11 protein-coding genes and 4 tRNA genes are annotated in these 11,541 nt (G+C 33.4%); 11 read left to right on the top strand and 4 right to left on the bottom strand.

Annotation, left to right across the window (positions count from 1 at the left end; genetic code table 11):
* Positions 1-19: 19 nt before the first annotated feature.
* Genes A9G38_RS00950 through A9G38_RS00960 form a run of 3 tightly spaced genes read right to left on the bottom strand, consistent with a single transcriptional unit; the run spans position 20 to position 3,501 of the window.
* The gene (locus tag A9G38_RS00950) at positions 20-604 is read right to left on the bottom strand and encodes a PqiC family protein (RefSeq protein WP_034913219.1); all 585 of its coding nucleotides are present in this window, start codon (positions 602-604) and stop codon (positions 20-22) included.
* The gene (gene pqiB / locus A9G38_RS00955) at positions 604-2,241 is read right to left on the bottom strand and encodes an intermembrane transport protein PqiB (protein WP_034913215.1); all 1,638 of its coding nucleotides are present in this window, start codon (positions 2,239-2,241) and stop codon (positions 604-606) included. Before pqiB ends, A9G38_RS00950 begins: the two co-directional genes overlap by 1 nt.
* A gap of 15 nt (positions 2,242-2,256) precedes the next feature.
* Positions 2,257-3,501 carry a PqiA/YebS family transporter subunit gene (locus A9G38_RS00960; protein WP_034913211.1) on the bottom strand — a complete coding sequence of 415 codons (1,245 nt, stop codon included), beginning with the start codon at positions 3,499-3,501 and terminating at the stop codon, positions 2,257-2,259.
* 521 nt (positions 3,502-4,022) lie between these two features.
* On the opposite strand from A9G38_RS00960, the gene recA reads away from it, so the two are divergent.
* From recA to A9G38_RS01000, 8 genes are all read left to right on the top strand, one after another.
* Complete coding sequence (gene recA, locus A9G38_RS00965) at positions 4,023-5,069, top strand: recombinase RecA (protein WP_034913207.1); 1,047 nt, start codon at positions 4,023-4,025, stop codon at positions 5,067-5,069.
* Positions 5,053-5,568, top strand: coding sequence for a regulatory protein RecX (locus A9G38_RS00970; RefSeq protein ID WP_034913204.1), 516 nt, complete (start codon positions 5,053-5,055; stop codon positions 5,566-5,568). Before recA ends, A9G38_RS00970 begins: the two co-directional genes overlap by 17 nt.
* A 205-nt stretch (positions 5,569-5,773) precedes the next feature.
* Positions 5,774-8,407, top strand: a complete 2,634-nt coding sequence (gene alaS, locus A9G38_RS00975; protein WP_034913200.1) for an alanine--tRNA ligase — start codon at positions 5,774-5,776, stop codon at positions 8,405-8,407.
* Positions 8,408-8,539: 132 nt separating this feature from the next.
* On the top strand, positions 8,540-8,740 hold the full coding sequence (csrA, locus tag A9G38_RS00980) for a carbon storage regulator CsrA (RefSeq protein ID WP_034913196.1): 201 nt from the start codon (positions 8,540-8,542) through the stop codon (positions 8,738-8,740).
* A 123-nt stretch (positions 8,741-8,863) separates the two neighbouring features.
* Positions 8,864-8,956 (top strand) — tRNA-Ser (locus tag A9G38_RS00985).
* Between the two features lie 18 nt (positions 8,957-8,974).
* Positions 8,975-9,051, top strand: a tRNA-Arg gene (locus A9G38_RS00990).
* 19 nt (positions 9,052-9,070) lie between these two features.
* Positions 9,071-9,147, top strand: a tRNA-Arg gene (locus A9G38_RS00995).
* A 20-nt stretch (positions 9,148-9,167) separates the two neighbouring features.
* Positions 9,168-9,244: transfer RNA gene (locus A9G38_RS01000), tRNA-Arg, on the top strand.
* A 171-nt stretch (positions 9,245-9,415) separates the two neighbouring features.
* Here the strand turns inward: A9G38_RS01000 and A9G38_RS01005 are convergent.
* Positions 9,416-10,009: an integrase core domain-containing protein gene (locus A9G38_RS01005; protein ID WP_034913192.1), complete on the bottom strand. Its 594-nt coding sequence runs from the start codon at positions 10,007-10,009 to the stop codon at positions 9,416-9,418.
* A gap of 345 nt (positions 10,010-10,354) precedes the next feature.
* Here A9G38_RS01005 and A9G38_RS12130 point away from each other — a divergent pair, with 345 nt between their 5' ends.
* The 3 genes from A9G38_RS12130 to A9G38_RS01010 all read left to right on the top strand — a co-directional run.
* Positions 10,355-10,531, top strand: coding sequence for a hypothetical protein (locus A9G38_RS12130; protein ID WP_155266131.1), 177 nt, complete (start codon positions 10,355-10,357; stop codon positions 10,529-10,531).
* 265 nt (positions 10,532-10,796) lie between these two features.
* Entirely contained in the window at positions 10,797-10,937 is a 141-nt protein-coding gene (locus tag A9G38_RS12135) for a hypothetical protein (protein ID WP_176713211.1), read from the top strand.
* A gap of 319 nt (positions 10,938-11,256) precedes the next feature.
* On the top strand, positions 11,257-11,541 hold a 285-nt coding region (locus A9G38_RS01010; protein WP_141671670.1), incomplete at its 3' end, for a transposase.

An 11,541-nucleotide genomic window follows, 5' to 3' on the forward strand; every position in this document is an offset into this window, starting at 1 on the left:
GCGGAATATTATTATGACATTAAAGTTTTATTGAGTTTGCAAAGTCTAGTTCTTCATCCTGCCAACCTTTAGATAGCGCATTAACTAAAGCATCATATCCATTACTTGCTAAAGGAACATAGCGTTCAAATGGTTTGCTTTCAATATTATTTTTACTATCAGTAACAACCCACCGTCCTTTAATCACCGCATCACCAGTATAGCTTCCATGAAACCCATCAATAAATAACTTTACCGTCAATGTTGGCGTTGTAATTGATCTGCTAGAGACTAAATAATTTGGTAACATGACCGTTAAATCTTGCGTCAATCGTTCTTGCAATTGCTGAGATAGTGTTGATGCCCATAAATGATGCGTTGCTGTTTCATATTTGATATTATCAGTTTGTAATACAATACCTGGTTTATTTAAAAAACTCACCACATCTACCGACTCAATCCAAATAAAATATTTGGTAGTTTTTATTTTTTGCGATACTGAACTCTGTAAATTACTAGTTAGTTGAAAATAGCTTTTACTTGGGTTGTTAGCTGAACAACCGACTAATATTGCAAGTAATGGCATAAATATGATTGTAAGTAGCTTTTTATATATTTTGTTCATCATTTTTTACCTTTTGCTTTAGGCTCTTGATCTTTCTTCGCTGAAGCAGAAAAAATCAGTGCATTGCTCTTATCATTGAGAGTATTAAGTAATGGCGTTAATTCATCCATCATCTGTTGCACTTTTTGTAAACTCTCTTTCATTTGGTTATTTAGTTCAGAGCCAGGTTGTAATTCTTTCATTGTTTCATTTAATGATCGTAATGTCTTTTGCAGATCTTTTGGCATATTTTGCATCTCTTTACTTGCCATAATCTGATTTAATGATTTCATTAACTGTTCGCTTGAAGCTAGTGATTGATTAAACTGTGATAGTGTGTTGTTAAGTGGCAAATTATTAAAATTGTCAAGTAACTGCATAATTTTTGCCTGAATTTGCGCAATTCCTGTCGAAGTCGCCTCAATTGTATCGTAACCAAACTGCTTCGCTAGTTGTGGATCATACTTATTTTTTAACTCAGGATAAAAATCAAGATCTATATATAGCGCACCAGTGAACATATTTGAAGTTTTTAATGACGCTCTTAACCCATTTTTTTGTTCTTTCATTATCAAAGCGGCAATATCGATTCTCTCATCAACCAGTTCCGATAAACGATCAGGCTCTATCCTAATTAATATCGGCACTCTTTTATTTAAAATTGATGTTTTATCTAACATTTCAGCGGTATAAAATGGTACTTTAGATACTGTTCCTAATCTAATACCATGATATTCAACTGGTACTCCCTCTGTTAACCCTGATATAGAGTCTGAAAGCATAATAAGGAATTCTTTATATTCAGTATACTGTGAATCTTGGATAGATTTTTTATCTTCATATAATGTATAAACTGCATTTTGCTCAGCAGGTGCACCTAATTTGGAGCCTTCAGGTAAATCAAAACTAATTCCTCCAGACATTAATACATCCAGAGAAGGAACATCTAGGCTTGCCCCTCGAGATGAAAGCGTTAAATTGATACCACCTTCTTTCCAAAATCGTACATTTTGTGTTACTAACACATCATAAGGCTTAGTAATAAAAATTTGATATTTCATCTTACGCGATTCAACATCAAATTCCGAAGTTTCCACATTACCTACACGATAACCATGAAACATAATAGATGCACCTCGAGGAATCACACCATTTTGCTCGCTTTCTAAATTTAGTCGAATGCCTTTGATACTAGGATCAGACAACGGAGGCGTATCAGAAAGCACAAAAGGTTTATTTTGAAAACTGTGAGTATCGTTCCCTGCGGCTAATTCTATATAGACACCCGATAAAATAGTACCTAATCCCGTTACCCCATCACGACCAATTTCTGGCTTGACGACCCAAAAAATCGAATCATTTTTCAGTAATGGCGTCATCTCATTATAAATACGGCCTTTTATAACCACTTGCTGGTAGTCATCAGATAATGTCACTTCATCAACTATACCGACATCAACACTGCGGTTTTTAATTACCGTTTTACCAGCAACAATACCGTTTGCGTCTTTCGCTAGTAATGTGAACGAAGTACCTCTATCAGCATAATGAGAGTAGATTATCCAAAGACCAACAATTGCAGTAACAATAGGAATAATCCATATTGCTGAAATAGCTCTAATTTTAATTATTTTTGCCAATTTACTTGATGTAGCCATATTGTTCCTATTAATCTATTTTCTATTTTGCGGACGATCCCAAATTAAACGAGGATCAAATTTTTGTGATGCAATCATTGTGATAATAACGACAGTTGCAAAGAATGTAACGCCAATATCTGGGTAAACACCCATCATTTGCTGATTTCTCACTAAAGAACAAACGACAGAAACAACAAATATATCTATCATTGACCATTTACCAATAAACTCAACTGCACTATATAATTTTTTCATTTTTAAACAATTATTCTTATTTTTTCGTTTTACTGCTAATGCAAAATAACAAAGCCAACTTAGTGAAATAATTTTTAAAATTGGTATAACAACACTAGCGAGAAAAATAACAAGAGCAACAGGTATATCACCCGCTTGCCACATATAAATAACTCCATCCATGATATTTGAAGTTGATGCCGACCCCAAAACAACGGTTATCATAATCCCAAACAAATTAGCAGGAATATAAAGAATTAATGAAGTAATCAACAAAGCAATAGTCCATTGTATTTTATCACGATCTCTAATTTTACTTTTTTGTTTACATCGAGGGCATTTTTCATAATTTATGGGTAATATAGCCTGACAACAATTACATAATTTTAGATTTTGGCTAATTCCTGTTTTTCCAACTTTCAATGTATTAACAGCAAAGTTATTACGATGAATTTCGTTCCAAATTACTTCTGGCGAGAAAATAACTAAAGATTTTATATAAAAAAAGACAAATAGACAAAATGCCCAAAACGTACCAGTAACTCCAATACTGCCATAACTCATTAATTTAACAAAGCTGACCAAAACACCAGTAAGAAAAATTTCTGGCATACACCAATGTTGAAATTTTTCATAAACAATAAGTAGATCGCGTTTGCGATATTTTGTTAATTGAATTCTGGAGCAAAGCAGGACGATAATTAATAAATTAAATATAGGGAAAAGTAAAACAAATAAAATAAAAAGCGCTGAAACATAGCTATATTTATCAAAATAAAGGGTCTTAGGAATATCTAATACACTAACGCCAATATAATTTCCTACAATTCGGATATCAATAAAGACAAAGCCGCAGGCGACAATAATCATGATTAATGAACAAGTAGCATACATAGCAGCTCTAAACTTCATATTGCTACTATTTTTAGCTAATGTAGTATTACAGCGTGGGCAAACAGCTTTATGCCCTACTGTTATATCAGCTAATTCTATGACCAAATCACAGTGTGAGCATAAAACATAATGTTGTTTATCAATGGCCATTATTTTCCTTTATTTCGATATATTTTTTAACCTGAATAAATATTTCAGATTAATATAACATTTAAGTATAAAACTAATGAGTTATTATTAAATAATTTCTTGAGAAACAAATATTTTAATGAATAAAAGTTGGTTATGTTAGCTTCAAAGCTAATCATATCAAATGACATTTTTTTATGAAAGTATTACTAAATTAAATTAGTGGGTTTTGATTATTATCAAATATAATCTTTATAAAATGCGTTATTCTTTTCATTATACAAAAATAATCAATATTAATTTAGATTTAATAAAAATTTAAAATTATAAAATTAACATAATATTTCAATAAATTTATTCTTGAATATCGATATTTCATCACCATTTGTTAGTTTCAGTTATTACATCAAATAAATTATTCATAAAAATTTGTGAAGTAATTTCCAATATTAACTAAATAGTTGTTGTGTATAAAAAAAACTTGATACTGTATAACAATACAGTATAATATTACCAATCCTAACTCATTGGAATTTTATAATATGAACGAAAACAAACAACGCGCACTTTCTGCTGCATTAAGTCAAATCGAAAAACAATTTGGTAAAGGTTCAATTATGCGTTTAGGGGATACCCAAACGTTAGATGTAGATGCTGTATCTACAGGTTCTTTAGGACTTGATATTGCACTAGGTATTGGCGGTTTACCAATGGGTCGAATTGTTGAAATATTTGGACCAGAATCATCTGGTAAAACAACGCTTACCTTATCAGTCATAGCACAAGCTCAAAAAGAAGGTAAAACTTGTGCATTTATTGATGCTGAACATGCACTCGATCCAATTTATGCGGCTAAATTAGGCGTTCAAGTTGATGATTTATTAGTTTCTCAACCTGATACAGGAGAGCAAGCTCTTGAAATTTGTGACGCTTTGGTTCGTTCTGGTGCTGTTGATGTTATTATTGTCGACTCAGTCGCAGCATTAACTCCAAAAGCTGAAATTGAAGGTGAAATGGGCGATTCTCATATGGGATTACAAGCTCGCTTAATGTCACAAGCATTACGTAAGCTAACTGCGAATATCAAAAATGCAAATTGTTTAGTTGTATTTATTAACCAAATTCGTATGAAAATTGGTGTTATGTTTGGTAGCCCAGAAACAACAACTGGTGGTAATGCACTAAAATTCTATGCTTCTGTTCGCCTTGATATTCGTCGCACAGGTTCTGTAAAAGAAGGCGAAGATATTATTGGTAGTGATACTCGCGTTAAAGTGGTTAAAAATAAAGTTGCAGCACCTTTTAGACAAGCAGAATTCCAGATTCTTTATGGTTGTGGTATTTCTAAAGAAGGCGAATTGATTGACTTAGGGGTTAAACATAAGTTAGTCGATAAAGCTGGTGCATGGTATAGCTACAATGGCGAAAAAGTTGGACAAGGTAAAGCTAACTCAATTAAGTTTTTACAAGAACATCCTGAAATCGCAAAAGAGCTCGAAACAAAACTACGTGATTTATTACTAAATAGCCCTGCAGATTTTACAGCACCTGAAGACGATACTTCATTAGAGAATGACAGCATTGAATAATGAAAAAAAACTCAATAAATCAATCCTAAATAAAGCTGTGCAATTACTTGCACAGCGCGATCACTCTTCGTATGAACTAAGCCAAAAAATGATATTCTTTTTTGCAAAAAAGCTACAAAGTACAGAAGATGAATATCATGACCAATTGAGTACCCTAAAAGCTGAAATACAAGATGTGGTTGAACATTGTATTAATCAAAATTGGATAAATGACGCCCACTATATTGAAAAATATATTGTTATGCGTGCCAATAAAGGTTACGGAAAATATAAAATTGCAATGGAACTTAAACAACGGGGTTTATCTGTTGACTTAAGTCGTCAGTTATTGCAAGCCTCTAATATCAACTGGGGAAACCTTGCATATAAACAATTATTAAAAAAGTCAAAACAAATCAAAGCAAAAAATACCAATGAAAAACAAAAAGTTATTCAATTTCTAATAGCTAGAGGCTATACACAAAATGATATTAAAACTGCTTACGATTTGTTGACTTAAATAATTATAATATCTAGAATACAAAATATATAATTTAAAGCCTATTACAAATAAAGCTCATTAATTCTTTTTTTATTTTATCCCTATTTACTTGTAATAAATATTAGTTAGCTCCATTCCAATTTAGGAAGATTTACTTTTCAACTTTAGTTGTAACGGGTATATTACTATGTTTAAAAATCTATCGTTTTATATGGAAGCATAAATGAAAAGTACTGCAGAAATTCGTCAAAATTTTCTTGACTTTTTCCGTGGCAAAGGACATGAAGTTGTCGCAAGTAGTTCCCTTGTTCCACACAATGATCCAACACTATTATTTACTAATGCTGGAATGAATCAATTTAAAGATTTATTCCTTGGTGTTGATAAGCGTTCTTACACTAGAGCAACAACATCGCAACGTTGCGTCCGTGCTGGTGGTAAACATAATGATTTAGATAATGTTGGTTATACTGCTCGGCACCATACATTTTTTGAGATGTTAGGAAACTTTAGTTTTGGTGACTACTTTAAACATGATGCAATACATTTTGCATGGGAATTATTGACCAGCAAAGAGTGGTTTAACCTACCTAAAGAGAAGTTAACCGTTACCGTTTATGAGACAGATGACGAAGCATATGCAATATGGGAAAAAGAAATCGGAATCCCTAAAGAACGTATAATTCGTATTGGTGATAATAAAGGTGCTCCATATGCCTCAGATAACTTTTGGCAGATGGGTGATACCGGCCCTTGTGGTCCTTGTACCGAAATTTTCTATGATCATGGTGATCATATTTGGGGAGGACCTCCTGGTAGCGCAGAAGAAGATGGTGACAGATTTATAGAAATTTGGAATATTGTCTTTATGCAATTTAACCGCCATCCTGATGGCACAATGGAACCATTACCTAAGCCATCTGTGGATACTGGTATGGGACTAGAACGTATTGCTGCAGTGTTACAACACGTCAACTCTAATTATGAAATAGACCTGTTTAAGAAATTAATTAATGATGCAGCTAACGTTATTCAGACTAAAGATTTAGAAAATAAATCGCTACGCGTTATTGCCGACCATATCCGCTCTTGTGCATTCCTAATTTCAGATGGAGTTTTACCTTCAAACGAAGGGCGAGGCTATGTACTACGACGCATTATTCGACGCGCAGTGCGTCATGGGCATATGCTAGGAGCAAAAGACATTTTCTTTTATAAACTAGTTAAACCATTAATTGGTGTGATGGGAAGCGCAGCGGTTGAATTAGAAAAAAATCGAAAACTAGTCGAAAATGCACTTAAAATTGAAGAAGAGCAATTTTTAAAGACTCTTGAACGAGGATTATCTTTATTAGATCAGGAATTAACCAAAATAACGGGGAAAGTTTTACCTGGAGATATCGCATTTAAACTTTATGATACTTATGGTTTTCCATTAGATCTAACGGCAGATGTATGTCGTGAAAAAAACATCACTATCGATGAAGATGGCTTTAACCAATGCATGGAAGAGCAACGAAAGCGAGCCCGCGAATCAAGCTCATTTAATGTTGATTATAGTAATGTTATCAAGCTTGATGATAAAACTGAATTTTTAGGTTACCAAGCAACAGAATCATCAGGAAAAGTTATTGCTATATTTAAAAACGGCCAAAAAGTCGAAAATATTCACGCTGGCGATGAAGCTATTGTCGTTTTAGACAAAACACCATTTTATGGAGAGTCTGGTGGCCAAATTGGTGACAAAGGCTTACTAACTGCGGCTAATCTTGAATTTAATGTTTTTGATAGCCAAAAATATGGTCAAAGTATTGGTCATTTAGGCCAAATTATAAAAGGCTCGTTAAAAGTTGGTGATAATGTCACTGCTGCTATTGATGTTGAGTTGCGTGAACGTATTCGACGTAATCACTCAGCTACGCATCTATTGCAAGCGGCTTTACAACGTATTTTAGGTAACCATGTTCACCAAAAAGGGTCTTTAGTTAATGATAGCTATCTGCGTTTTGACTTTTCACATAATCAAGCCATTACGCCAGAACAAATTATTGAAATAGAGAACTTAGTAAATCAACAGATTCGTCGTAATTTACCAGTAGATATTGAGCTAATGCCAATTGATAAGGCTAAAGATAAAGGCGCGATGGCTTTATTTGGTGAAAAATATGAAGATATCGTTAGAGTTCTGACAATGGGCGATTTCTCAATTGAACTTTGTGGAGGTACTCACGTAGATAGAACTGGTGATATAGGGTTATTTAAAATAATATCAGAATCAAGCATTGCCTCTGGTGTGCGCCGTATTGAGGCAACCTCAGGGCAAAATGCAATGGATTTGATACATAATGAATCCAATTTACTAACTCAAATTGGACAACTAGCTAAAAGTGATAAATCTGTAGTTTTGGCACGCATTGAGCAATTAATCGATCAAACTAAACAGCTTGAAAGAACAATTGAACAACTAAAAGCACAGAAAGCCAGCCAAGAAAGTGCACAATTACTTAATCAATGTGAAAAAATCAATGATAAACATTTACTAATTGCTAAACTTGATAATGTTGAAGCAAAATTATTACGAACCATGATTGATGATCTAAAAAATCAATTAAAGACAGGTGTAATAATTTTAGCCGCCGTCAATGATGATAAAATCAATTTAGCTGCAGGTGTAACCAATGACTTAGTCAATATAGTTAAGGCAGGAGATTTGGTTTCCCAATTAGCATTAAAAGTAGGCGGTAAAGGGGGTGGGCGACCTGATTTCGCTCAAGCAGGTGGAATGGATCTCTCGGCATTACCAGAAGCGTTATCTTCTGTGAAAAAGGAAATCAGTAATAAATTACAAGCAAATTAGCCAGATAGACTCAAAATATTTGTTAATTGAATATTAGAGTTTTTCTGTAAAATCCCGTCTTATTGATGGGGGCTGATAAAGCTATATATTAAAATTGTTTGGATATATACTTAACTGATATTAGGAGATCTAATGTTAATTTTAACTAGGAGAGTAGGTGAAACACTAATAATTGGTGATGATGTAGTTATTACCATCTTGGGCGTGAAGGGAAATCAAGTCAGAGTAGGTATTAATGCACCTAAAGAAGTTTCTATTCATAGGGAAGAAATATATAACAAAATTCATCAACCACAAGAAGCAAATGATGAAATACCTAAGTCCATAGGGTAATATTGGGCAGGAAATAAACAACTAGCACGCGTAAGCAAAAAAATGTTTGACTTATTTTTTGTAAAACGTAATATGTGCGCCACACATTATGATTTTGTTGTTTAAGCAAAGTCATAATGTCTTGGTGAGATGGCCGAGAGGCTGAAGGCGCTCCCCTGCTAAGGGAGTATGCGGTCAAAAGCTGCATCGAGGGTTCGAATCCCTCTCTCACCGCCATTAAATAAATTAAAATATGCATCCGTAGCTCAGCTGGATAGAGTACCCGGCTACGAACCGGGCGGTCAGGGGTTCGAATCCCTTCGGATGCACCATTTTAAATAAATTCAAAACGCATCCGTAGCTCAGCTGGATAGAGTACCCGGCTACGAACCGGGCGGTCAGGGGTTCGAATCCCTTCGGATGCACCACTTTTTTAACGAACTTACACGCATCCGTAGCTCAGCTGGATAGAGCACTCGGCTTCGAACCGAGCGGTCAGGGGTTCGAATCCCTTCGGGTGCACCATTTACCACTTGCGAACACTTTATCAGTTATAGCAATAATTAAAAAAATAAAAACTTATCTTATTATATCCAGATTCAAAAACAGCAAAGAACTACTCATCACACCACTTTGTACGTTTATTTGTATATTTTGGAAATTTTGATACCGCATAGTTAAAACTAATGTAGAAAATTACGCTACTTGTTTTAGTGTTTTATACTCAATCGGTGTCATGTTATTTAATGCCTCATGCGGTCTTTCGGTGTTATAAATCATTAACCATTCTTCGGTTATTCTCCTTGCTTGTACTAAGTTGTTAAAAAGATATAAATCGAGTACTTCAGTACGATAGGTACGATTAAATCGTTCAATATAGCCATTTTGATAAGGGCTACCAGGCTGGATATAATCAATGGTTATATCATGTGATTTAGCCCAGTTTATAAAGGTTTTTCCTGTAAATTCTGGTCCATTATCGACCCGTATTTTTAATGGATACCCATGATATTCAGCCAGTTTATCTAAGTAACGGGTAATTCTTCCCGCTGGTAAGCTTACTGCAATATCAATCTCTAACGCCTCACGATTAAAGCCATCGATGACATTGAATGTCCTAAAGCGACGTTGATTACAGCTACTATCACTCATAAAAACCATTAACCAACATTCACCTTTTTTATTAGAAATATGATAACTTTTCTGGTGTTCGAAATGAAATACGCTTCTATGTTTTATTCTGAGGTTAAGCCTTAACTCACAATATACTCGATAAACACGTCTATTTATCCATTTATAATCAAGCTATCAATTTACAGAATAATTACAATCCGATACTGAAATATTAAAAATTCGATTAATATTTTCCATAATTCTTTATATTCAATTTGATTTTTTTTGATAAAAATCGACGATATCATCTACTACATTTTTACCAAAACATAACTTATCTTTTTCTTATTCTTTAAATAAATTTTGATTGGTAGTATATTATGATCGGTTTTACAGATCGATTAAATAGCGCGCGATAGCTAAAACCTATATCAATTGATGTTACTGATCGTTGAAATCTTTCAAATATTTTTAAAAAGTAATAAGTTATAGTAAATTTAAATAATGAAAGGAGTGTAAATAATGTGCAAAAATATAAAGCAAAAAATTCTAAGAATTAAAGAATTAAAATCAAAAACAGGGCTACTCACAAAAAAAGAAATATTTGAACTAAATAGCTTAATAAAAGAACTTAAAGAATTGTTAAGGGTGAAATTACAAGAACAACAAGATATTGACTTTATTATTGATATTTATTAGTTTTTTTAGGAAACTTACTTACATCAACATCAACCAAAAAAACTAAAATACAATAAAACGAATAAAAAGGGGAACTAAAAGCTCCCCCCTTTATCATAACTATCCCCTAAAAAGTAGAAAATTGTCTATGACAAAAGTAAAAGAGAATTTGAATATGAAAAAGGTGATAAGCACTAAATCGTACCGATATTAAAAAAGTTAAAGCACATTTTTCAATTAAAGCGCTTTGCCTCAAATAAGATATGGGATATTCAACTTTTTATAAATGGAGGAAAAATACGATGGTCTAGAAATTTGGGATATCAGATGTTTAAAAGAGTTAGAAGCGAAAAATCTCAAACCTAAACGGATGTTTGCAAAATTACAGCATCAAGAAGAAATCAGCACAAAAACGTGGACAAAATAGCTACAGCCTATTCAATCTATTTCAATTACCATGAGCTGTGCTATTGTAAGATTAATCCACAGCGTTTACTATTATCATCCTAAATAATCAAATGATCTGATGATTATATCGATATTAAGTAATTTGAAATTATATTATAACAACATCTTTATGCCTTTTTATTTTCTTTTTATTCAAAGATAAGCAGCCACCTAGCTGATATTATGAAAAATATTTATTTGTATGTGATTAGGGCGTGTTGATCTTTCGTGATTATTTTTTAGACGGCATGATGTGAGTTATAATAATTCTGCAAAAAACAACCCTAACTCGATTCATCATGCCAAGAACAACAATGCTGACAGATAAACGGTGGGAAAAGCTACTACAAATAATGAAAAATACCTGTCGAGTTTATAATAAATCCGAGCATCGGATGACGTTTGAAGGGATCCTTTTTCGAATGAGAACCGGTATTCCTTGGCGAGATTTGCCAGAGGAGTTTGGTGAATGGAGCACTGTCTATAGGCGATTTAATTTGTGGTCTAAAAAAGGAATATTAGTTGATATTTTCAAACATTTATCACAACTAGCGGATTTTGAATGGGTGTTCCTAGATGGCTCG

Origin of the sequence: Gilliamella sp. Imp1-1, from assembly GCF_001690415.1 — a bacterium.
Classification (GTDB): Bacteria; Pseudomonadota; Gammaproteobacteria; order Enterobacterales; family Orbaceae; genus Gilliamella; species Gilliamella bombi.

What these genes read in the sequence shown, in the direction of transcription:
- csrA (WP_034913196.1), top strand. Translation starts at nt 8,540, where the DNA reads ATGTTAATTTTAACTAGGAGAGTAGGTGAAACACTAATAATTGGTGAT.
- pqiB (WP_034913215.1), bottom strand. Translation starts at nt 2,241, where the DNA reads ATGGCTACATCAAGTAAATTGGCAAAAATAATTAAAATTAGAGCTATT.
- A9G38_RS00950 (WP_034913219.1), bottom strand. Translation starts at nt 604, where the DNA reads ATGAACAAAATATATAAAAAGCTACTTACAATCATATTTATGCCATTA.
- alaS (WP_034913200.1), top strand. Translation starts at nt 5,774, where the DNA reads ATGAAAAGTACTGCAGAAATTCGTCAAAATTTTCTTGACTTTTTCCGT.
- A9G38_RS12130 (WP_155266131.1), top strand. Translation starts at nt 10,355, where the DNA reads ATGTGCAAAAATATAAAGCAAAAAATTCTAAGAATTAAAGAATTAAAA.
- recA (WP_034913207.1), top strand. Translation starts at nt 4,023, where the DNA reads ATGAACGAAAACAAACAACGCGCACTTTCTGCTGCATTAAGTCAAATC.
- A9G38_RS00960 (WP_034913211.1), bottom strand. Translation starts at nt 3,501, where the DNA reads ATGGCCATTGATAAACAACATTATGTTTTATGCTCACACTGTGATTTG.
- A9G38_RS00970 (WP_034913204.1), top strand. Translation starts at nt 5,053, where the DNA reads ATGACAGCATTGAATAATGAAAAAAAACTCAATAAATCAATCCTAAAT.
- A9G38_RS12135 (WP_176713211.1), top strand. Translation starts at nt 10,797, where the DNA reads ATGGAGGAAAAATACGATGGTCTAGAAATTTGGGATATCAGATGTTTA.